Consider the following 22,812-nt stretch of genomic DNA (forward strand, 5'->3'; position numbering starts at 1 on the left):
CCCGGCCCCACCCATGAGTCCGTCGCGTCCGTTCATCGAAAGACCCGTCGCCACTGCGCTGCTGATGGTGGCCATCGTGCTGGCCGGTCTGGTCGGCTTCAAGCTGCTGCCCCTGTCGGCGCTGCCGGAGGTGGACTACCCCACCATCCAGGTGCAGACCCTCTACCCCGGTGCCAGCCCTGAGGTCATGAGCCGCACCGTGAGTGCGCCGCTGGAGCGCCAGTTCGGGCAGATGCCGGGGTTGGCGCGCATGTCGTCCACCAGCGCCTCGGGCGTGTCCATCGTCACGCTGCAGTTCGGCCTGGGGCTGGCGCTCGATGTGGCCGAGCAGGAGGTGCAGGCCGCCATCAACGCCGGATCGTCGTTGCTGCCCACCGACCTGCCCGCGCCGCCGGTGTACGCCAAGGTGAACCCGGCCGATGCGCCGGTGCTCACGCTGGCCGTCAGCTCCGACACGTTGCCGCTCACCGAGGTGCAGAACCTCGTGAACACGCGGCTGGCGCAGAAGATGAGCCAGGTGCCCGGCGTGGGCCTTGTCAGCCTGGCCGGCGGGCAGCGGCCGGCCGTGCGCATCCAGGCCGACACCAAGGCGCTGGCCTCGTACGGCATCGGGCTCGACACCTTGCGCACGGCCATCACCTCGGCCAACGCCAACAGCGCCAAGGGCAGCTTCGACGGGCCGCAGCGCTCCTACAGCATCAACGCCAACGACCAACTGGTGACGGTGGCCGACTACAAGAACCTCATCGTCACCTGGAAGAACGGCGCGCCCGTGCGCATGACCGACGTGGCCCGCGTGGTGGACAGCGCCGAGAACAACCGCCTGGGCGCCTGGGCCAACGAGACCCCGGCCATCATCCTGAACGTGCAGCGCCAGCCGGGCGCCAACGTGATCGCCACGGTGGACAACATCAAGAAGCAGCTGCCCGAGCTGCAGGCCGGGCTGCCCGCCTCGCTGAAGGTGGAGGTGCTGTCGGACCGCACCACCGGCATCCGCGCATCGGTGCATCACGTGGAGATGGAACTGGTGCTGGCCGTGCTGATGGTGGTGCTGGTGATCTTCTTTTTCCTGCACAGCCTGCGCGCCACGGTGATCGCCAGCCTGGCGGTGCCGATCTCGCTCATCGGCACCTGCGGCGTGATGTACCTGCTGGGCTACAGCCTGAACAACCTGAGCCTGATGGCGCTCACCATCGCCACCGGCTTCGTGGTGGACGATGCCATCGTGATGATCGAGAACATCGCCCGCTACATCGAGGAGGGCGAGCCGCCGTTCCAGGCCGCGCTCAAGGGCGCCACGCAGATCGGCTTCACCATCATCTCGCTCACGGTGTCGCTGATCGCGGTGCTGATTCCGCTGCTGTTCATGAGCGACGTGGTGGGGCGGCTGTTCCGCGAGTTCGCGGTGACCCTGGCGCTCACCATCCTGATCTCGGCCGTGGTGTCGCTCACGCTCGTGCCCATGATGTCGGCGCGCTGGCTGAAACCCGAGCCGCCGCACGGCGAGCGGCGCGGCTTCGGCGGCGCGGTGCAGCGCGGCTTCGACCGCGTGATCGCGCGCTATGACATCTGGCTGCAGTGGGTGCTGCGCCGCCAAGGCGCCACGCTGGTGGTGGCGCTGCTCACCATGGCGCTCACGGCGCTGCTGTACGTGGTGATTCCCAAGGGACTCTTTCCCACGCAGGACACGGGCCAGCTGCAGGCGCGCGTGGAGGCCTCGCAGGACGTGTCGTACGCCCGCATGAGCGAGTTGCAGCAGGCCGCGGCCCGCGCCATCCTGGCCGATCCGGACGTGCAGTCGCTCAGCTCCTTCATCGGGGTGGACGCGGCCAACAACACCATGCTGAATGCCGGGCGCATGCTGATCAACCTGAAGGCCGACCGCGACGGGCAGGAGGCCGTCATGCAGCGCCTGCGCGACCGGGTGCGCGCCGTGGCCGGTGTGACGCTGTACCTGCAGCCCACGCAGGACCTGACCATCGACGCCGAGACCGGGCCCACCGAGTACCGCCTGTCGATCGGCGGGGTGGATTCGGCGCAGGTCAACGAATGGACGAACCAACTGGTGGAGCGCCTGCGCACGGTGCCCCAGGTGCGCAACGCCACGTCGGATGCGGGCGCGCAGGGCCTGTCGGCCTACGTGGACATCGACCGCAACACGGCCTCGCGCCTGTCGGTCACGGCCAGTTCGGTGGACGACACGCTCTACAGCGCGTTCGGCCAACGCATCGTCTCCACCATCTTCACCGAGACCAACCAGTACCGCGTGATCCTGGAGGCGCAGCAGGAGCATCTGGACAGCCCCGAGGCGCTGGGCACCCTGCAGCTGCGCACGGGCGGCGGCACGCCCACGCCGCTGTCCGCCGTGGCCACCATCCGCGAGCAGCTCGCACCGCTGCAGGTTACCCGCGTGGCGCAGTACCCGGCCGCCACGCTGGGCTTCGACCGGGCCGAGGGCGTGTCGCTGGGCAACGCGGTCGATGCCATCCGCGCGGCGGCGCAGGAGATCGGCGTGCCGGCGGGGCTGTCGATGCAGTTCCTCGGGGCAGCGGGCGCCTACGAAAAGTCGCTGTCCAGCCAGCTGTGGCTCATCCTCGCGGCCATGGTGTGCGTGTACATCGTGCTGGGCGTGCTGTATGAGAGCTACATCCACCCGCTGACCATCCTGTCCACGCTGCCCTCGGCCGGCGTGGGTGCCTTGCTGATGCTCATGGTGACGGGCAACGACCTGGGGGTGATCGGCATCATCGGCATCATCCTGCTGATCGGCATCGTCAAGAAGAACGCGATCATGATGATCGACTTCGCCATCGACGCCGAGCGCGAGCAAGGCATGGCCCCGCAAGAGGCCATCCATCAGGCGGCGCTGCTGCGCTTTCGCCCGATCCTGATGACTACCCTGGCCGCACTGTTCGCCGCGTTGCCGCTCATGCTGGGCTGGGGCGAGGGGGCCGAGTTGCGCCGGCCGCTGGGCCTGGCCATCTTCGGCGGCCTGGTGCTGAGCCAGATGCTCACGCTGTTCACCACGCCGGTGATCTACCTGGCCTTCGACCGGCTGGGCCGCCGCTGGACGGGCCGGGGCACGGCCGCCGCGCCCGCGCAGTCCGGCGCGGCACCCTCCGGGCCCACGCCATGAACCTGTCGCGCCCCTTCGTCGAGCGCCCGGTCGCCACCGTGCTGCTGACCATCGGCATGGCGCTGGCGGGCATCGCCGCGTTCTTCGTGCTGCCGGTGGCGCCGCTGCCGCAGGTGGACTACCCGGCCATCTCGGTGTCGGCCAGCCTCGCGGGCGCCAGCCCCGAGACCATGGCCACCAGCGTGGCCACGCCGCTGGAGCGCCGGCTGGGCGTGATCGCGGGCGTGAACGAGATGACGTCCAGCAGCTCGACCGGCTCGGCCCGCGTGAGCCTGCAGTTCGACCTGAGCCGCAACATCGACAGCGCCGCGCGCGAGGTGCAGGCGGCCATCAACGCATCGCGCGTGGACCTGCCGGCCACGCTGCGCAGCAACCCCACCTACCGCAAGCGCAATCCGGCGGATGCGCCCGTCATCATCCTCACGCTGACCTCCAAGACGCGCACGCCGGGCGAGATCTACGACGCGGTCTCCAACGTGGTGAGCCAGCGCATCTCGCAGGTGGCGGGCGTGGGCGAGGTCGAGATCGGCGGCGGCTCGTTGCCCGCGGTGCGCGTGGAACTGCTGCCGTTCGCGCTCAACCGCTACGGCATCAGCACCGAGGACGTGCGCGCGGCCATCCAGGCCTCCAACGCCAACCGCCCCAAGGGCGCCATCGAAGGCGATGGCAAGCGCCTGCAGATCTACACGCCTTCGCCCTCGCGCAAGGCGTCCGACTACGCCTCGCTGGTGATCGCCTGGCGCAACAACGCCGCCGTGCGCCTGGGCGACGTGGCGCGCGTGGTCGATGGCGTGGAGAACACGCGCACGCTGGGCCTGTTCAACGGCGACCCGGCCATCATCGTGCTCATCACGCGCCAGCCGGGCGCCAACATCATCGACACGGTGGACGGCGTGCGTGCGCTGCTGCCCGACCTGCAGGCGCAGCTGCCGCAGGACATCCAGGTGTCGGTGGCATCGGACAGCACCAATTCCATCCGATCGTCGCTGCGCGAGATCGAGTTCACGCTCATGGTCTCCATCGCGCTGGTGGTGCTGGTGGTGGGCCTGTTCCTGCGCAAGGCGCGCGCCACGGTCATTCCGGCGGTGGCCACGGTGGTGTCGCTGCTGGGCACCTTCGGCATCATGTATTTTCTGGGCTTCAGCCTGAACAACCTCAGCCTGATGGCCCTCACGGTGGCCACCGGCTTCGTGGTGGACGACGCCATCGTGGTGCTGGAGAACACCAGCCGCCACATCGAGGCCGGCATGGACCGCATGGCCGCGGCGCTGCTCGGCGCGCGCGAGGTGGGCTTCACGGTGCTGTCGATCAGCCTGTCGCTGGTGGCGGTGTTCATCCCGCTGCTGTTCATGGACGGGCAGGTGGGGCGCCTCTTCCGCGAATTCGCGGTCACGCTGTCGGTGGCGGTGGCGATCTCGCTGGTGATCTCGCTCACCACCACACCGATGATGTGCGCGTGGCTGCTGCGCTCGGAAGACCCCGCCCAGGCCAAGCCCCTCGGCCGCTTCGCGCGCTGGGCCGAGCGGGGCTACGACGGCATGCTGCGCGGCTACGCCCACAGCCTGGACTGGGCGCTGGCGAGCAAGGCGCTCGTCATGCTGGTGCTGCTGGCGGTGATCGGGCTCAACGTGTACCTGTTCACCAAGATTCCCAAGGGCTACTTTCCGCAGCAGGACAACGGCCAGCTCAACGGCGGGCTGCGGGCCGACCAGAGCATCTCCTCCGACGCCCTGGCGCGCAAGCTGCGCCAGGCGGTGGGCATCATCCGCAACGATCCGGCGGTGGACACGGTGGTGGGATTTTCCGGTGGCGGGCGGGCGGGCGGAGGCTTTCTGTTCGTGAACCTGAAGCCCGTGGGCGAGCGCGCCGACAGCAGCAACGCCGTGATCGGCCGCTTGCGGCCGCAGCTGGCGCAGATCACCGGCCTGCAGGTGTTCCTGAGCCCGGTGCAGGACCTGCGCATGGGCGGTCGCTCCAGCAATTCGACCTACCAGTACACCCTCAAGAGCGACAACCTGGCCGACATGCGGCTGTGGGCCACGCGCCTGGCCGAGCGCCTGAAGCAGGAAGAGCTGCTGACCGACGTGGACACCGACCAGGCCGACAACGGCGTGGAGACCTATGTGGAGGTGGACCGGGCCAGCGCCTCGCGCCTGGGCGTGAGCGCCTCGGCCATCGACAGCGCGCTCTACAACGCCTTCGGCCAGCGCTCGGTGGCCACCATCTACGGCGAGCTGAACCAGTACTCGGTCATCATGGAGTGGGCGCCGGAATACACCAAGGGCCCGCCGGCGCTGGCCGACATCTTCGTGGCATCCAACCCGACCGGGGCCACCGGCACGGCCGCCAATCCGGGCCAGCGCGGTGCCTCCACGGGGCAGGTATTGAGCAACACCGCATCGACCATGGTTCCGTTGAGCGCCATCGCCAAGGTGGTGGAGCGGGCCTCGCCCACCTCCATCAACCACCAGGACGGCGAACTGGCCACGACGATCTCGTTCAACCTGGACGGGAACACCTCGCTGAGCCAGGCGAGGCAGGTCATCGAGCAGGCGGAGGCCGACATCGCCATGCCCACCAACGTGCGCGGCAGTTTCCAGGGCACGGCGCTCGGTTTCCAGCAATCGCAGTCGCAGCAGTTCTTCCTGATCCTGGCGGCCATCGTGGTGATCTACATTGTGCTGGGCGTGCTGTACGAAAGCCTGATCCACCCCATCACCGTGCTGACCACCTTGCCCTCGGCCGGCGTAGGGGCGGTACTGGCGCTGCTGCTGTTCAACATGCAGTTCACCATCATTGCGCTCATCGGCGTGTTCTTGCTGATCGGCATCGTGAAGAAGAACGCCATCCTCATCATCGACTTCGCGCTGGAGGCCGAGCGCGCCCGGGGCCTGTCGGCGCTGGAGGCGGTGCGCGAGGCCTGCATGCTGCGCTTTCGTCCCATCCTGATGACCACGCTGGCGGCCGCGCTGGGCGCCTTGCCGCTGGCCATCGGCTTCGGGCAGGGCTCCGAGTTGCGCCAGCCGCTGGGAGTGGCCATCATCGGCGGCCTGATCGCCAGCCAGTTGCTGACCTTGCTCACCACCCCGGTGGTCTACGTGCTGCTGGACAAGCTGCGCCGCCGCTCCGCCAACGAACACCAACTGAGCCGCGCGGCCCCGCCTGCGGGTGCCGCTGCGTCTCCACTGCAACAACCATGACATCCGCTTTTTCCTCCCTTGCCTGGGCACCCCGCGCTGTGCGCATGGCCTGCCTGGGCGCGCTGCTGCCCTTGGCCGCCTGCTCCGTGGCGCCCGTGTACCAGCGCCCCGAACTGCCCCTGCCCACCGCCTTCAAGGAAGCGGGGGCGGTGTGGCAGCCTGCCGCGCCCGCCGATGCGATCGACCGCGGCGACTGGTGGACGCTGTTTCGGGACGACGACCTGAACCGCCTCGCCTCGCAGGTGCAACTGTCCAACCAGAACATCGCGGCCGCCGTGGCGGCCTACGCCCAGGCGCAGGCGCTGGTGCGCGAGCAGCGCGCCGGCCTGCTGCCTTCGGTCAGCCTGTCGGGCAGCGGCTCGCGCGCGGGCGGCGAGGGCTCCACCCGCCGCGGCACCACGACGCAGGCGGCACTGGGTGCGGACTGGGCACCCGACCTGTGGGGGCGCCTGGGCGGCGCGGTGGACAACGCCAGCGCCAATGCCCAGGCCAGCGAGGCCGATCTGGCCTCGGCCCGGCTGTCCGCCGTGGGCTCGCTGGTGGCGGCCTATTTCCAGCTGCGCGAAGCCGATGCCGAAATCGACCTGCTGCAGGCCACCGTGCAGGGCTACGAACGCAGCCTGCAGATCGCCCAGAACCGCTACGCCGCTGGCGTGGTGGCCAACTCCGACGTACTCCAGGCCCGTACCCAACTGGCCAACGCGCGCGCGGACCTCGCCACCATGCAACAAAACCGCGCCCGCTACGAACACGCCATCGCCGTGTTGACGGGGGTGGCACCGGCCTCGTTCACGCTGCCGCCCGCGCCCTGGAACATGCGGGCCCCCGAGGTGCCCGCAGGCATTCCGTCGACCCTGCTGCAGCGCCGCCCCGACATCGCCGCGGCCGAGCGCGCGGTGGCCGCGGCCAATGCGCAGATCGGCGTGCAGCGCTCGGCCTATTACCCCAGCCTGAGCCTCACGGCCTCGCTGGGCCGCAGCGGCACCAGCGTGGGCGATCTGTTCAGCGCCTCGGGCGCGCTGTGGTCGCTGGGTCTGTCGGTGGCGCAGACGGTGTTCGACGGCGGCGCCATCGCCGCCCGGGTGGACGGTGCCGAGGCCGCCCGCGATGCCCGCGCAGCCACCTACCGCCAGACGGTGTTGACCGCCTTCCAGGCCGTGGAGGACCAGTTGACCGTGCTGCGCACGCTGCAGGCGCAAGAGCCCCTGCGCCAGGAGGCCGTGTCTGCCGCCAATCTCACCGAGCAGCAACTGCTGAACCGCTACCGCGAGGGCCAGGTGAGCTACACCGAGGTGGTGACGGCGCAGGTCACCGCGCTGTCGGCACGGCGTGCGCTGCTGCAGCTGCAAGTGAACCGCCAACTGGCTGCCGCCACGCTGGTGCAGGCGCTGGGTGGCGGATGGCAGGCCCCCTGGGAGGGTGAGGCAGGGCCGCAGTGAGCGGGGGGCGAAGCGGTGGGAAACCGGCGGTGGCCAGAAGGGTGCGACCTTCTCCCCGGCGCACCCCTGGTCCTGGCTCGGGCAATGGCGCGGTACCCGGATCAGGGTATTCAGTCGGCGTAATGAAATCGGCGTAATACTTGCTTCATGGATTGGTGTTAAACCGTGCCACCCCAGTCGCCGTTCCTTTTTCCTCCCAGACAATGACGCTCACCGAACTCAAGTACATCGTCGCCCTTGCGCAGGAAAAGCGTTTCAGCCGCGCAGCCCACCTTTGCAATGTCTCCCAGCCCTCGCTGTCGATGGCCATCAAGAAGCTGGAAGAGGAACTGGAACTCAAGCTGTTCGAGCGCACGGCGGGACAGGTGTCGGTCACGCCGGTGGGCGAGGAGATCGTCTACGAAGCCCGGCGGATCCTCGAGCATGCGGCCGCCATCCAGAAAATCGCCCAGCGCGGCAAGGACCCGCTGGCCGGCACGATCAAGATCGGCGTGTCCTATACCGTCGGCCCGTATCTGCTGCCCGAGCTGGTGCACCACTCCAAGGCCCGCACGCCGCAGATGGAGCTCATTCTCAAGGGCAGCTTCACGGAGCGGCTGATCGAAATGCTGGGCACGGGGGAGATCGATTGCGCCATCATGGCCGAGCCCTTTCGCTCCACCGGCCTGGCCAAGGCGGCCCTGTACGACGAACCCCTGATCGCCGCGGTGCCTGCCTCGCACATCCTGGCCCAGCGTGAAAGCGTCTCGACGACCGAGTTGCAGGGCGAGACCCTGCTGCTGCTGGAGGCCGACGAGGGTTTGCGGGAACACCTGGAGGCTTTGAGTCCCGAGGCCGCGCCAGCGCTGGGCGACGCAGAAGGGGTGAGCCACACCTTCGAAGGCTACTCGCTGGAGACCATCAAGCACATGGTCTCGCGCGGCATGGGCATCACCCTCGTGCCGCGGCTGTCGGTGCCGCAGGACCAGATGCATTCGGGCTACAAACGGCGCAAGGACGACGAGCATCCTGCCGAAAAACGCCGCCGCAACGACGACAGCCAGATCCGCTACCTGCCCATCCAGCAGGAGACCGGTCAGCCGCCACCCGTGCGCCGGATCGTGCTGGCCTGGCGCAGGAGCTTTCCACGCTACGAGGTCATCGCCGCCCTGCGCAATGCGATCTACGCGTGCGAGTTGCCCGGCGTCACGCCCATCCTGAGGTAAGCCGCTGCAGGCCTGGGATCAAGGGGCTTCGTTGCCGGCCACCAGCGGCGGGTAGGTTCCCGTCCCGTCGGGCCAGGCGGTGAGCACCTCGTACCCCTCGGGCGTGACCGCCACCATGTGCTCCCACTGGGCGGACAGGGATCGGTCCTTCGTCACCACGGTCCACCCATCGGACAGTTGCCGGGTCTCGCGTTTGCCCGCGTTGAGCATCGGCTCGATGGTGAACACCATGCCAGGCTCCAGCCGCAGCCCCTCTCCGCGCCGGCCGTAGTGCAGCACTTGCAGGTCTTCGTGATAGACCTGACCAATGCCGTGTCCGCAGTATTCGCGCACCACGCTGAAATGCTCCCGGTGGGCGACCGACTGGATGGCATGGCCGATATCGCCCAGCGTCGCCCCGGGCCGGACTTGCTGGATGCCTGCCCGCAGGGCTTCGTAGGTCGTGTCCACCAGGCGCCGCGCCAAGGTGCTGGGGGCACCGACGAAGTACATGCGGCTGGTGTCGCCGAACCAGCCATCCTTGATGACGGCGACATCGATGTTGATGATGTCGCCCCGCTTCAGGATCTTGTCTGCCGAGGGAATGCCATGGCAAACCACCTGATTGACGGAGGTCAGGATGGTCTTGGGGTACCCCTGGTAGCCCACATTGGCTGGAATGGCGCCCTGGACATTCACGATGTGGTCATGGCAGATGCGGTCGAGCGCTTCGGTGCTCACGCCGGGCACGACGTGGGATGCCACCATGCTGAGGACCTCCGCGGCCAGTTGCCCGGCCTGCCGGGCCATCGCGATCTGCTCGGCCGACTTGATGCGAATGTCGCTGGCCATCAGTGTTGCCCGGGCGAGGAGGGGGCGGGCTTGCCCGAGGAGGCCTTGGCAGCCACCGAGATGTCCAGTCCCCCGGCGAGCTCGGCGCGGATCAGCAACTGGCAGATTTCCCGGTGGTTCAACTCCGGATACAGCTCGGTGAGCATGCCGACGCGCATCCAGTGCTCGGCCTGCGCATTGATCGATCGGCTGAGTGCGTTGCCTGCGACGCGCAGGTTTTCATGCATCAGATCCGAAATTTTGACGATTCCCATCAGTCACCTCTATACGAAACGTATGTGAAGTATATATGTTTCATATGGTGTTTGACCGCTTCTCACCGATTGGAACCGCTGACGGGGGAAACCAAGCAACCTCCATTGGCCTTTAAGCTGCCGTTCTTTCCAAGCGCCAACGGGTGTTTACCGCGCAATTCGGTTCGCATTCGCTGAAATGAGAGCGCGCGACCCGGTTAGGCTCGGAGCCCGCGCCGGGGGCGCGTTGCCGTGCGACGGGCTGCTGTCTTACTGCCTTATTGGGTAAAAGCTTGTATGCAAGGTCCGTTTTAAACCGCCCACTCTCTCGATTTCCTAAATGGGACATCAAGAAAGCCTATCTATTGCGCTTCGACTATTGTCCTGAATGAACCAATATGTAATATTGGCAATGAAATTTTGCTTATCACTGGTCAAGGCGCGAGCATCGGTTCGATCGTAAGGAAACACTTCCATGGGTTTTAGGGATTTATGGGACACGTTACGTGCCCGCCGGCGCATGCGCTTTGAAAATACGGATGCGTTTCCAATGAGTGAAGAGTTGCACGAGCTCGAGCCCTCCACGCATTCACCCCAATCGGAGCTGGGGGTGGCCTTGATGCTGCGGCGGCGCATGGACCGCCCTCGCACGCGGATGGTGCCGGTCCTGCTGTGCTTGCTGTATCTGGCTTGCGTGCTGGTTTACTTTGGCTTGGGCGTGGTGGGTTTTTCCACGGTGCTGATGGTCGCGGCCCTCATCGCATTGCTGGTGGTCGCTTTCATGGGCCTTTTCTATTTGGGTGTGCACGAGCATTTCGCCGACCGCCAAATGCGGTTGCCCATCGTGATCGGCTCGGCGGGCGCATTGCTTCTGGTTTTTTATCTGGAGCCCGTCACGCAGATCGCCCTGGCGCCGTTTTTGTTCGTGGTCATGGCCTATGGCCTGTTCACCCTGTCGCGCAACATGGCACTGGCGGTGTGCGTCGGTATCCTCGCGGTCTACGGCGCGATCAGCGGTCTGCACTATGCCCAGAACGAAAATACCGCCTTGCTGCGCCTGGAAGTGCTGCATATCGTGTCCCTGGCACTGGCGTTACCCGCCTATGTGCTGTTGATGGGGCGTGTGCGCATGTTGCACCGGTTGCTGCAAAAGAAAAGCAGCGAAGTGCGCTCCATTACCGAAAGCGCGCGCCGCGACGCTCTGGCGGGATGCCTGAACCGGCGGTCTGTCCTGGCCGCCCTCGAAGAGCAAAAGCAGTTGGCGGACGAAAGCGGCATTCCGCTTTGCATGGCCGTTGTGGATCTGGATCACTTCAAGCGGATCAACGACGAAATGGGCCACCTGGAAGGGGACGAAGTGCTTCGCACCTTTGCCAAGCTGGGGCAGGGCGCTGTGCGGGCCGACGATTACTTCGGCCGGTACGGCGGCGAAGAATTCCTGGTGATCTTTCCCGCGACGCCCTTGCTGCCCGCGCTGAACACCTGCGAGCGCATCCGCGTGCAGGTGGAGTCGCACGCTTGGGAAAACCCCCGTCTGCGGGGCCGGGTGACGGTGTCGATCGGTGTCACCCAGTACGTGCTGGGCGAGACCGCCCTCGAGTTCTTCGCCCGCGCCGATGCCGCGATGTACATGGCCAAGCAAGGCGGGCGAAACCAGGTGGTGGTGCAAGAGCCCGTGGGGGCCGGCAGTGCGGCGAACGACGAGGAGGTGCAGGTGCCATCGCACGGCTACTTCTAGGAGAGCCTTTCCGCGGCCTTCTATCTGAGCCACACAAAAATCATCGGATTCTTTGTATTTCCATCGATTTCTGGGATGCTTCGTCGATGATCCCTGAACTCAAGACCCTCATCGCGGTCTGCAAGTACGGAACCTTCGCTTCAGCGGGGGAGCAGATCGGACTGACCCAGTCGGCCGTCAGCAGCCAGATCAAGCGGCTCGAAGACGCGTTGGGATTTCCCCTGTTCGACAGGACCGGCCGCTCTGCAACGCTGAATGCGGCCGGACAAACGACTGTCGAGCGTGCGGAGGTCATCTGCGCGCTCTTTTCAAAGCTCGGCGATCCCTCCGATGAAAGCGCCACGCAGGGGGTTCTGCGCATCGGCTCCATTGCCTCGGCGCAGCCGACGCTCGTGGCACGTGCGCTGGAGGGCCTGAGGCGCTTGTTTCCGCTGGTCCGTGTGCACGTCTCGCCCGGTGTTTCCATGCGGTTGATGGACGATCTCGATGCGGGAAAAATCGATGCGGCGGTGATGATCCGCCCTCCCTTCGGCATGCCCTCCGACATGGCGTGGCAAGCGCTGGTCCACGAGCCCTTCGTGCTGGTCGGTCCGAAGGAGGGGACGGCCCGCAAGGATTGGCGCACCCTGATCCAGGAGCGGCCATTTCTTCGCTACGACCGGGCCTCGTTCGGTGGCCGCATGGTCGAAGGTTTCCTGCGGCGCCAGGGCTTGGCGGTCAATGAGGCCATCGAACTGGATGAGATTCCCGGACTCATTCATCTCGCATCGAAAGGGGTGGGCGTTGCGGTGGTTCCGCTGGTGGAAGCCCATCTGCCGTTGCCCGATGGCGTGCGTGTGATCTCGCTGCAGGAACACACCTTCTATCGGGAGATCGGGTTGCTCCAGCGTCGGGCCCAGACCGGTTCGCCGGTCGTGGCCCACTTCTCGCGGAGCCTGGAAGAGGCTTCGCAGATCGGCCGCGTGAAGGTGCCGGCCGGGACCAAGGCGCACATCCAGGCCTCCCGTCGCCCTAAAAAGCCATAGCGTGAATGCCGCGGTGGCGCGGCATCCGTTGAGTCTCAGCCGAACTGGTGGTAAACCTTTGCGATGACTTTCCAATCGCCCCCGATCTTGATGAGCGTGAGATAGTCGTTGTAGTCGGCACCGATGGCATCCTTTTCCATATCGACCCGGATCACGGCCGTGGTGGGCGTGATGGCCAGAACGTCCAGCTGGGCCGCGATCTCCGGGGCTTTTCCGTTCTTCTGCACGAAGTCGAACAGGTTGGCCACCGGGCCTCCGAGCAGTTCACCATGGGTGAAGCCGTACATCACCGCGTCATGGTGGAAGGCCTGGGCAATCGCCTCGATGCTGCCGATCCGCAGGCCGTCGACGTATTTCTGTGCGACCGCCACCACGGCGTGATATTCGCGGGTCGGAACCGATTTGCTGTTTTGTGTCATAGGGTGCTCACGCATTCAGCGTGCCTCGTACTCTTCCATGGGTTTGTCGTTGGGGTCGGCCCAGGCGGCCCGGGTCATTTCGGTCGCTGGCAGGCCGACAGTGGCGTTCTGCGGCGGGATCGGTTTCATGAACCATTTGTCATAGAGGCGCGCCACTTCCCCGCTCCTGGCGAGTGACACGATGCTCTGATCGACCACCTTCTTGAATGCCGGATCCCCCTTGGGCAACATGATGGCGATGGGTTCGGTGCTCAGAACCTGGTCCAGCAGCTTGTATTGCCCGGGGGTTTTGCTCTTGGAGATCAGCGTTGCAAGAATCTGCCCGTCCGCCGCGAAACCGTCGGCGCGGCCAGTCTCCAGCAGCAGGAATCCTTCGCTGTTGTCCTTGGCCAGGAGTTCCGAGGCGTCGCTCTTGAGCTTTCGCAGCACCTGAACCGAGGTGCTGCCCGAGGTGGCCGCGATCGTCTTGCCCGCCAACTGTGCCGTCGACTGGATGGTGGAGCCCGACCTGACCGCGATGCGAACCCCCTAGACATAGAGCGTTGGGGCAAATGCCACGTCTTTTTGGCGTGCGAGGTTGTTCGTCGTGGTGCCGCATTCAAGCTCCACCGTGCCGTTTTGGACGAGCGCAATGCGGTTCTGTGGTGTCACCAGCTGGTACTTCACCTCCAGCCGGTCGAGTTGCACGGCCTTCTTGAGGTCGGCAATGACGCGTTCGCAGATCTCCACATGGAAGCCGGTGTATTTGCCCGGCCCCGTCGTGAACGACATGGCGCCGGATGCATCGCGAACGCCCATCGTGACCGTCGCCGACTCCCTGATCCTTTTCAAGGTGTCGGTTTGCGCAGAGGCCGAAGCTGCAAGCGCCATGAGCACCGCGGCCACGCCGGCGCGGGTGGTGAGGAAAGGATTCATCGCGTTCTCACTTGGCGAAGAGCGAACCCAGGTCTGCGAAGGCCTTCATCTCGATGGCATTGCCCGAGGGGTCCAGGAAGAACATGGTTGCCTGCTCGCCAGGTTCGCCTTTGAAGCGGATGTACGGCTCGATGACGAATTTTGTTTGCACGGCAGCCAGCTTGTCTGCCAGGGCCTGCCATGTGTCCATGGGCAAGATGGCGCCGAAATGCCGAACGGGTACGTCATGCCCGTCCACGGCGCTGCTCGCCCTGTGGCCGCATTCTTCGGGGGCCAGGTGGGCGACGATCTGATGGCCGTAGAAGTCGAAATCGACCCACTCCGGAGCGCTTCGGCCTTCAGGACAGCCCAGAAGCTGCCCGTAGAAAGCGCGGGCTTCCGCGATGTCGCGGACGGGAAAAGCAAGATGGAAAGGAATGCGTGCAGGGGTGTTTGTCATGGCGTCGTCGTGGTGTGGAAGTTCGACATGACCCAGACTTTAGAAAACAACACGCATAACCGAAAACGATATATCTTCTTGCTGACCACCAATTGAATTGATGCTCGCGCCGAGGTGAAACGGCCTTCGTGCGATCGGCCCCTGGAACCGCCCGCCGCTGTTGCGGCGCGCCGATAATCCCGGCTGTCATTTCAAGGAGCGCCAGTGGACGTCGTATTGTTGGTCAAGGCCGCCATCATGGGGGTGGTCGAGGGCCTGACCGAGTTTCTTCCCATCTCTTCCACCGGGCATCTGATCCTGGCGGGTTCATTGCTCGGGTTCGACGATGCCAAGGCCAAGGTCTTCGACATCGCCATCCAGACCGGGGCGATCTTCGCGGTGATTCTGGTCTATTGGCAGAAGATCCGGGCCACCGTGGTGGCGCTGCCCACGCAGCGGCAGGCGCGGCGCTTCGCCCTCAATGTGATCATCGGATTCCTGCCTGCCGTGGTGCTGGCGCTGATCTTCGGCAAGCTCATCAAGGAGCACCTGTTCACGCCCGTGGTGGTGGCCAGCACGTTCATCCTGGGCGGCTTTGTCATCCTGTGGGCCGAGCGCCGTTCGCCCCGCGCGGTGCGCGTTCACGAGGTGGATGACATGACGCCGCTCGATGCCCTCAAGGTGGGGCTGGCGCAGTGTCTGGCGATGGTGCCGGGCACGAGCCGCAGCGGCGCCACCATCATCGGCGGCATGCTGCTGGGGCTGTCTCGCAAGGCCGCCACCGACTTCTCGTTCTTCCTGGCCATCCCGACGCTGATCGGTGCGGGGGGCTACAGCCTGTACAAGGAGCGGCACCTGCTGACGGTGGGCGACGTGCCCTTGTTCGCGGTCGGGCTGGTGTTCTCGTTCATCAGCGCGTGGCTCTGCGTGCGCTGGCTGCTGCGCTACATCAGCACGCACAGCTTCGTGCCGTTCGCGTACTACCGCATCGGCTTCGGCATCGTGGTGCTGGTGACCGCCTGGACCGGGTGGGTCACCTGGGCGGATTGACGGGGCGCCGGCCACTCGCGCCAGTGGCGGCCTGCCAGCCCATCCGCTGAGGCATTGGTAACAGAAAGTGATAAGCTGCCCCGCGCAAGCCGGAATGCCGGGGGATAGCGGCGGCAGGCTGCCGCAGCGCCCCTTTTAGCCCCGGTTGCCCACGCCGCCAACGACAACAGTCAAAGGTTCCCGCCGTATGACGCCAAACGAGCTGCCGGGATTTCGCACGCTGCCCGCGTCGAGGGCGGCCGCCGAGTTTTCAGCCGAAGAGATGCTGGGGTTGCTCACACGCAGCGTGGGCGCCACCGTGGCGGCGGTGAACCGGCAGCAGCGCGTCGTGTACGTGAACGACGAATACGCCCGCTGGTTCGGCGCGCCCGCCTCGGAGCTGGTCGGCAAGACGCTGCTGGAACTATACGGCGACTACAACCATTCGCGCTTCATGCCGTTCGTGGAGCGGGTGTTGCGCGGCGAGCGGCTGAACTACCAGCGCCTGGTGCACAACCCCGAAGGCTTCGAGGAATGGCGCACCATCTGCCTTGCGCCCTGGCGCAACGCCCAGGGCGAGATCGACGGATTCGTCACCACGGCCCTGGATGTGCATGAACTGCAGGTGACCATGAACGCCTTGCGCGCGGCCAACCAGCGGTTGTCTTCGCACATGGACAACAGCCCCCTGGCTGTGCTGGAGATGGACCACGAATTGCGGCTGCTGCACTGCTCGCGCCGCGCCATCCAGCTGATGGGCTGGGAAGATGTGGTGCAGGTCGAGGCGCGGTCGCTGCTGGCGCTGCCGGGCACGGCGGCCATGGACGAGAACCTCACCCAGGCCCTGGCCAGCCTGCAATCGGGCCGCGAATCCCAGAACCGCGTGGAAACCTGTTTCCTGCGCGGCGACGGCACCGAGATGCATTGCGAGTGGTTCAACTCCGCGCTCACCGACGCGGAAGGCCGGGTGACCTCGATCATGTCGCTGGTGCAGGACGTTTCTTCCAAGATCGAGATCTCGCGCCAGCAGCAGTACCTGGCCAATCACGACTCGCTCACCGGCCTGTACAACCGATCGGCCTTCCACCGCCGTTGCGAACGGTCGCTGGAGGCCGCGCGCCACCAGGCCGGCACGGTGGCGCTGCTGTTCATCGACCTGGACGGCTTCAAGAAGATCAACGACGAGCAGGGCCACAAGGTGGGCGACGAGGTGCTGCGGCTCGTCGCCAAGCGCCTGGGCAACGTGGTGCGGGCGCAGGACACCGTGGCCCGGCTGGGGGGCGACGAGTTCCTGGTGATGCTGGACACCGATGTGGACCATGGCGCCCCCAACAGCCTGGGCCACCGCATCATCGATGCACTGGGCCAGCCGATGCGGGTGGAGGGGCGCGACGTGCGCGTGGGTGCCAGCATCGGCGTGGCGACGTATCCGCCCATCGAGGGTGATATCGAGGTGCTCATGGGCCGGGCGGACCAGGCCATGTATGCCGCCAAGCGCGCGGGCTCGGGCTGCGTGCGCTACGCCGAACCGCCTGCCGAGCGGCCTTGACCGGCCGGCGGCCTTGACCGGCCGGCGGCCTGGCCGGCATGCCGCCCGTCCTTGCGTGCGAGTGGCATGCGCGGCTTCATGCGCCGGATCAGTCTTTCGGAGGCGGCGGCAGCGCGATGCTCTGCGCGTAGTGGAAGAAGTTCGTCGGGTCGTACTGCAGCTTGACCTGCTGCAGCTTGGCGTAAGTGGGGGCATCCCAATAGGCGTCGGCGAAGTTCTCCAGCGTGGCATCGGGGTAGTTCTGGTACACGGCACCGCACAGCCACGGCTTGACCAGTTCCATCAGGCCCGCCAGCCACAGCTCCATGTGGGCGCGCTCTTCTTCGTCGCGCCAGAACACGTCCACCACCAGGTCGCAGTCCATGTGGCGGTGGATGAAGGCGCTGTCGGCCGCGGGGTAGCGGTTGATGGCGCCGCCATAGGGTTCCAGGTAGGCGAGCGACCAAGTGTTGGGCGAGGTGCTGAAATAGTCCACCAGTTGCTGCCACTGGGCCTGGGTGACCGGCTGCGCGATGTACGCGCTGGCCTTGGATTCGCAGATGTGGGGGGGCAGGTTGTCGGGCAACGTGTAGGGCTCGTCCTCCAGGTAGCTGTTCATGTCCGGGTAGGTGCCCGTCTTGTCCACCAGCAGCTTCGCGCTCGGCACGGCCAGCAGGGAGGCGATGGCGTGCATGCCGTCCTCGCGCGAACCGCAGAACATGCCCTGCACCATGTACACGGGCTTGCCGTTCAGGTAGCCCAGATTCATCATGTAGCCGAGCGTGTCGGGCGCACCCACCTTCATGTAGCTGGTCTGGAACAGCTCCAGCACCTGCGCGGCGTGCGCCGCATCCCAGCTGATGGACCAGGCCCACACCTGGTCGAGCGGCACCATGCGGTAGGTCACCTGCAGCACCACGCCGAAGTTGCCCCCCGTGCCGCCGCGCAGCGCCCAAAAGAGGTCCGGGTTCTCCGTTTTGCTGGCCGTCACGGTGGTGCCGTCGGCCAGCATCACGCGCATCGAATCCACCAGGTCGCTCTGGATGCCGAAGGCGCGCGAGGTGTAGCCGTAGCCGCCCCCCTGCACGAAGCCCCCCACGCACACGTTGCCGCAGGCGCCGGTGGGAACGTGCCAGCCGGTGTTGTTCATCGCGGCATTGAACTGTTCGAATTGGGTGCCGGGCAGCACATGCACGAGCGCCTGGGCGCGATCCAGCACCACGCCGCTCATCAGGCTGAGGTCGATCACCATGCCGCTGTTGACCGAGTAGCCAGCGGTGCTGTGGCCGCCCGAGCGCACGGCCACCCAGGCGTTGAAGGTGCGGGCGTAGGCCAGGCACAGCGCCACGTCGGTCTCGCAAGCGCAGTACACGATGACCCACGGATAGGACTGGAAGGCCGGGTTGGACTCCTGGCGGTCGTTTTCGTATCTCGGATCGCCGGGCACGATGATGCGCCCGAGCAGGCCGTCTTCCAGCGCGGCCAGCGCCTGCCATGGCGTGGGATCGTCTGCGGGCTGGTTGGCGGCCAGTGCGTTCAGGTGGGCGACGCGGGCGTCCTTGGCAATGCGGGCGGGACTCTTGCGATGGGCCATGGGGTGAAGCTCCTTGGGTGGTTGGACGATGGAAGGAAAAAAGGGGCTTGGGGCGGATGGGCTGTGGGGACCGGGTGGCGAGGCATCAGGAGGACAACAGCGCCAGGTCCCCGGTGTTGCGCCGCACGCAGAACTTGCCGCTCTGCTTGCCGGTGTACATGGCGGCATCGGCCAGCTTGATCAACAGGGCCGGCTCGGTGGAGTCCAGCGGCGCCAGGGCGTAGCCGATGGTCAGGCCCACGTGCAGTTCGAGATCGCCCAGCACGATGGGGGTGCGAAACGCATCGAGCAATTGGTTGCCGAGCGCATGCGCCTGCTCGGGGCTGGCCAGGTCGTTGGCCATCACCACGAACTCGTCGCCGCCGATGCGGGCGACCGTGTCGGTGTGGCGCAGGTGTTCGTGCAGGCGTGCTGTCACCGCCACCAGCAGCTGGTCGCCCACGTCGTGCCCGTGGCTGTCGTTCACCGGCTTGAAGCCGTCCAGATCGAGCATGTACACGGCCGCCAGATGCTCCGGCGTGCACCGGGCCATCGCGGCCGCCAGCGCCAGGTCGAGCCCGCGCCGGTTCGCCAGGCCGGTGAGCGGGTCGGTGTGCGCGAGCGAGCGCATGGCGTCGCGCTCGCGGCGGGCATCGCGCGCGGCCCGGCCCAGCGCCGCCGTGCGCAGCCCCAGCACGCGCATGAACAGCAGCATGTCCACCACCGTGCCGATCTGCAGGGCATGCAGCGTCCAGCCGTTGGCCGGCAGCAGGCCTTGCGACAGGCCGGCCATGGTGGCCGCCGCGATGAAGAACGCGGCGGCGGCCAGCAGCAGCGTGGCGCCCAGCGGATCGCGGCGCCGCGCGCGGGCCCAGGCCACCGGCACGCTCATCAGCCAGGGCAGGGGGCCCAGGGCAGTGAGCAGCACCATGGCCGTGCGCGTGTCGATCCCGTCCACCAGGAAGGCGGCACCCAGCACCGCGCTGACCGCGGCGCCGCCCTGCATGGCACGAAAGAAACTGCCACGCGCCTTACCCTCCAGCAGGGCTTGCCCGAGGAACAGGAAGGTGGTCGCCAGTGCCGCGAAGCCGCACAGGGTGGCGATGTGCAGTTCGATCCAGAGCTGGTCGCGCCAGAGGTATTGCGCCCCGATCCCGAAGAGTTGCAGGCAAAAGCCCGTGCTGGCAGCGACCAGCAGCGCGTAGTGCAGAAAGAGCCGCTCGCTCCCCCCGATCCATTGGCCCAGGCTGTAGATCAGCAGGCAAAGGGCCAGTCCCGCGAACAGGCCCTGCAGCATCTGCTCGGCGAGTGCGCCCGAGAGAAATTGCGGCGCCTGCGCCACGGTGGCGGGCAGGACCATGCTGCCGCCCGTGCGCACGCGCACCAGCAGTTCGTAGGGCACTCCGCCGGCCATCTCCAGGCCCATTGCCGGGGTGCGTGATTGCCAGGGGCGCTGGCTGAAAGGACGCATGTTGCCCATGGCGGCCTGCTGCACGATGCGGCCGCCCTGCGCCAGGTAGAGGTCCACCTGGTGCAGGGCGGGGTAGTCGATGTTCACGACCCACTCCGTGTTCGCCCCCGCCTGGTTGACCAGCGTGGCGCGCAGCCACAGGGCGCCCGTGTGCACTCCGAGCGATCCGCCCGTGTGGGCCGGCGCGGCGAATGCGCCAGGGCTTGCCAGGGCTTCTTCGGCGGTCAGCGCGGCGGTGCGGTCGGCCAGCACCGTGAAGGCTTGCCACAGGTTCGCGGGCGGCATGCCATCGTGCAGCACCAGCGGTGGTGCCGCCTGGGCCGCAGGGGCGAGCAATGCGGCCACTATTACCACCCACCCCGGCAGAAGGCGGCGCAGCCAGCACCGCAGGAAGGTTATAGACCACGGATGCAGGCGGGAGAACAGGCGCATGGCAGCAGTGGCAATGGGGGCGACGCGGTGGCTTGTGCGTCAGCGCACCGTGCGCGAATGGCGGGCGCACCGCCCGCCGGGAGGTGCCGGGCGACGTGTCATGTGCGCAGGCCGCCGCAGGGCGGGCAGGGGGCCTGGCTGGACTCGAAAGCGGCGCAGCGGGGGCGGGTTGTGTCGGGATAAGGCATGCTGTATCACGTTGTAACGCTGCCGCAGTGTATGAGAACTTTCTCCGCAGATTCCATTTTTTTGATGAATGCGGTGCGTTGGCCACACGAAAAGCGGTTGCCGCTGCTGCAGCGGGTGGCCATGACGCGGAGAGTGGCCATGGCGCCCCTTTCGGGCGCGGAATGTACGAGTTGCAGCCTCTGGCTTGCCTCTCAGAGCTCGCTCAGCGGCACTTTGGCGCTGCGCGGATCGGAAGCCGTACGCGCGCAGTGCGACCAGGGGGCCAGAGGCTCAGGCGGTCCGGACCGCCATGAGATTCAGCAGCGCGGCCTCGATGGCGGCGGCCGTGGTCTTGGGCTGTTCCATTGGGAAGAGGTGGCTTCCGTCGAGCACCGTCACCCGCCCCTGGGTGATGCTCAGCGTCATCGCCATGCCCACCTGCCGCACCTCAGCCGATGAGCGCCCGCCGATGAACGCCGCAGGGCAGCGCAGCGGGTGCGCTCGCAGCAGCTGCGACAGGTTGTGCGGCAGGGTGTTGTAGATGGCGGTCTCCACGGCCCGGTCGAAATGCAGCATGTGCCTGCCCTCCTGCTCGCGCAGGCCGTGCTGGATGTAGTCGCGCAGTACCTCGCCGTCCCACTGCGCGAACGCCTTCTTCTTGCGGAAATGCTCCAGCGCCTCGTCGGGGCTGGCCCACGCGTTGCGCCGGGCGCGGCTGACCTTGCCGGGCGACACCGCACCCACCAGCTGTGTCTGCTTGGCCATGCCCAGCGCACTGGCGCGCCAGCCGCTGATGAGGGGCGAGTCGATCATCAGCACGCCGCGCGCCAGTTCGGGGTGGCGTGCGGCGGCCATCACGCTCAGGAAGCCGCCCAGCGAATGCCCCACGAAGAACACCGGCCCGCCCGCGCGCTGCACCTGCTCCTGCGCGAAGTCGGCCAATTGCTGCACCAGGTGCGGCCAGTTGTTGGTGACCGGGTACTCGGGCGCATGCCCGTAGCGGTCCAGGGCGTTCACATCGAAACCCCGGCCCTTCAGGTGGCGAAACAGCACCGAGTAGGTGCCCGCCGGAAAGCTGTTGGCGTGCGAGAAGACGATGGGGAGCATGGGGCTTCAGTCAGTGGCTGCTGCCGTGGTGGCGTGCCGCCGGGGGCGTCAGACGAGCTTGTCGCGCGGGTTGGTGATCTTCTTGATCGGGCGGCTGCGCGACGGCTCGACCTTGATCGGCACCTCGGTCAGGCCGCCATGCCATGCGGGGTCTTCGATGCTGTCGAACACCTCGCGCAGCTTCTCGCCCCAGCTGTTGTGCAGCATCCGGAAGTAGGGGTTGTGCTCGTCGATGCAGACGATCTTGTCGGTGGCGAACTGGCCCACCTCATACACCACCAGGTCCAGCGGCAGGCCCACCGACAGGTTGGACTTGAGCGTGCTGTCCATGGACACCAGCGCGCACTTGGCGGCCTCGTCCAGCGGCGTGTCGGGTGTCAGCACGCGGTCGAGCACCGGCTTGCCGTATTTGGATTCGCCCACCTGGAAGTACGGCGTCTCGGACGTGGCCTCGATGAAGTTGCCCGCCGAATACACCTGAAAGAGCCGCATGCCCTCGCCCTGGATCTGCCCGCCGAACACCAGCGAGACATTGAAGTCCACGCCCGAACGTTTCAGCGCCGCGCCGTCGCGTTCATGCACGTGGCGCACGGCCGCGCCCAGCACGCGCGCGGCGTCGAACATGCTCTTGGCGTTCCAGATCGTCATCGGCTCGCCGCCCTCGCGGTCGGTGAGCTGCTCGGACTGCAGGATCTCGCGCACCGACTGGGAGATGCTCAGGTTGCCGGCGGACAGCAGCACCATGAACCGGTCGCCCGCCTTCTCGTAGATCATCATCTTGCGAAAGGAGCTGATCTGGTCCAGGCCCGCGTTGGTGCGGGAATCGGACAGGAAAACCAGTCCGGCGTTGAGCTTGATGGCGACGCAATACGTCATGGGGGTGACTTCGGAGGCAAAGGGTCGAGTGTAGGCGTTGTCGCCGTTGCGCTGCGGGCTTGCCCCAAG

16 protein-coding genes and 1 pseudogene are annotated in these 22,812 nt (G+C 66.6%); 8 read left to right on the top strand and 9 right to left on the bottom strand.

All coding sequences use genetic code 11. The features are described from left to right. Positions 1-13: 13 nt before the first annotated feature. The 4 genes from AVTE2539_RS04620 (at position 14) to AVTE2539_RS04635 (ending at position 8,980) form a co-directional block, all read left to right on the top strand. A complete protein-coding gene (locus AVTE2539_RS04620) occupies positions 14-3,136 on the top strand; it encodes an efflux RND transporter permease subunit (RefSeq protein ID WP_284394809.1) in 3,123 nt (1,040 codons plus the stop codon). Beyond that, positions 3,133-6,336, top strand: a complete 3,204-nt coding sequence (locus AVTE2539_RS04625) for an efflux RND transporter permease subunit (RefSeq protein WP_284408522.1) — start codon at positions 3,133-3,135, stop codon at positions 6,334-6,336. The genes AVTE2539_RS04620 and AVTE2539_RS04625 overlap by 4 nt, the downstream gene beginning before the upstream one ends. Then, positions 6,333-7,775: an efflux transporter outer membrane subunit gene (locus AVTE2539_RS04630; RefSeq protein ID WP_284408523.1), complete on the top strand. Its 1,443-nt coding sequence runs from the start codon at positions 6,333-6,335 to the stop codon at positions 7,773-7,775. The genes AVTE2539_RS04625 and AVTE2539_RS04630 overlap by 4 nt, the downstream gene beginning before the upstream one ends. A gap of 203 nt (positions 7,776-7,978) precedes the next feature. Then, positions 7,979-8,980: a hydrogen peroxide-inducible genes activator gene (locus AVTE2539_RS04635; RefSeq protein ID WP_272564353.1), complete on the top strand. Its 1,002-nt coding sequence runs from the start codon at positions 7,979-7,981 to the stop codon at positions 8,978-8,980. A gap of 18 nt (positions 8,981-8,998) precedes the next feature. Here AVTE2539_RS04635 and map read toward each other — a convergent pair whose 3' ends face one another. Further along, positions 8,999-9,811 (bottom strand): type I methionyl aminopeptidase, encoded by an 813-nt coding sequence (gene map, locus AVTE2539_RS04640; protein ID WP_284408524.1) that lies wholly within the window; start codon positions 9,809-9,811, stop codon positions 8,999-9,001. Beyond that, complete coding sequence (locus AVTE2539_RS04645; protein WP_284408525.1) at positions 9,811-10,065, bottom strand: ParD-like family protein; 255 nt, start codon at positions 10,063-10,065, stop codon at positions 9,811-9,813. The genes map and AVTE2539_RS04645 overlap by 1 nt, the downstream gene beginning before the upstream one ends. Positions 10,066-10,519: 454 nt before the next feature. On the opposite strand from AVTE2539_RS04645, the gene AVTE2539_RS04650 reads away from it, so the two are divergent. Both AVTE2539_RS04650 and AVTE2539_RS04655 read left to right on the top strand, forming a co-directional pair. Then, positions 10,520-11,782 (top strand): GGDEF domain-containing protein, encoded by a 1,263-nt coding sequence (locus tag AVTE2539_RS04650; protein WP_284408526.1) that lies wholly within the window; start codon positions 10,520-10,522, stop codon positions 11,780-11,782. Between the two features lie 86 nt (positions 11,783-11,868). Continuing rightward, positions 11,869-12,807: a LysR family transcriptional regulator gene (locus AVTE2539_RS04655; RefSeq protein ID WP_284408527.1), complete on the top strand. Its 939-nt coding sequence runs from the start codon at positions 11,869-11,871 to the stop codon at positions 12,805-12,807. A 35-nt stretch (positions 12,808-12,842) separates the two neighbouring features. Here AVTE2539_RS04655 and AVTE2539_RS04660 read toward each other — a convergent pair whose 3' ends face one another. From AVTE2539_RS04660 to AVTE2539_RS04670, 3 genes and pseudogenes are all read right to left on the bottom strand, one after another. Beyond that, on the bottom strand, positions 12,843-13,241 hold the full coding sequence (locus AVTE2539_RS04660) for a nuclear transport factor 2 family protein (protein WP_284408528.1): 399 nt from the start codon (positions 13,239-13,241) through the stop codon (positions 12,843-12,845). Then, positions 13,242-14,141: pseudogene (locus AVTE2539_RS04665) on the bottom strand (amino acid ABC transporter substrate-binding protein). A gap of 7 nt (positions 14,142-14,148) precedes the next feature. Beyond that, a complete protein-coding gene (locus AVTE2539_RS04670; RefSeq protein WP_284394800.1) occupies positions 14,149-14,580 on the bottom strand; it encodes a VOC family protein in 432 nt (143 codons plus the stop codon). 204 nt (positions 14,581-14,784) lie between these two features. Between AVTE2539_RS04670 and AVTE2539_RS04675 the strand changes: the two genes are divergently transcribed. Next, complete coding sequence (locus AVTE2539_RS04675; protein ID WP_284408529.1) at positions 14,785-15,609, top strand: undecaprenyl-diphosphate phosphatase; 825 nt, start codon at positions 14,785-14,787, stop codon at positions 15,607-15,609. A gap of 187 nt (positions 15,610-15,796) precedes the next feature. Next, positions 15,797-17,137, top strand: a complete 1,341-nt coding sequence (locus tag AVTE2539_RS04680; protein WP_284394798.1) for a diguanylate cyclase domain-containing protein — start codon at positions 15,797-15,799, stop codon at positions 17,135-17,137. Between the two features lie 88 nt (positions 17,138-17,225). Here AVTE2539_RS04680 and AVTE2539_RS04685 read toward each other — a convergent pair whose 3' ends face one another. From AVTE2539_RS04685 to AVTE2539_RS04700, 4 genes are all read right to left on the bottom strand, one after another. Next, positions 17,226-18,710 (bottom strand): FAD-binding oxidoreductase, encoded by a 1,485-nt coding sequence (locus tag AVTE2539_RS04685; protein WP_272564340.1) that lies wholly within the window; start codon positions 18,708-18,710, stop codon positions 17,226-17,228. 85 nt (positions 18,711-18,795) lie between these two features. Then, positions 18,796-20,592, bottom strand: coding sequence for a diguanylate cyclase (locus AVTE2539_RS04690; RefSeq protein WP_284408530.1), 1,797 nt, complete (start codon positions 20,590-20,592; stop codon positions 18,796-18,798). A 459-nt stretch (positions 20,593-21,051) separates the two neighbouring features. After that, on the bottom strand, positions 21,052-21,867 hold the full coding sequence (locus tag AVTE2539_RS04695; protein ID WP_284408531.1) for an alpha/beta fold hydrolase: 816 nt from the start codon (positions 21,865-21,867) through the stop codon (positions 21,052-21,054). Between the two features lie 48 nt (positions 21,868-21,915). Then, positions 21,916-22,743 carry a proteasome-type protease gene (locus AVTE2539_RS04700; protein WP_284394794.1) on the bottom strand — a complete coding sequence of 276 codons (828 nt, stop codon included), beginning with the start codon at positions 22,741-22,743 and terminating at the stop codon, positions 21,916-21,918. Between the last annotated feature and the right edge of the window lie 69 nt (positions 22,744-22,812).

Origin of the sequence: Acidovorax sp. SUPP2539 (assembly GCF_030158975.1) — a bacterium.
GTDB lineage: Bacteria > Pseudomonadota > Gammaproteobacteria > Burkholderiales > Burkholderiaceae_C > Paracidovorax.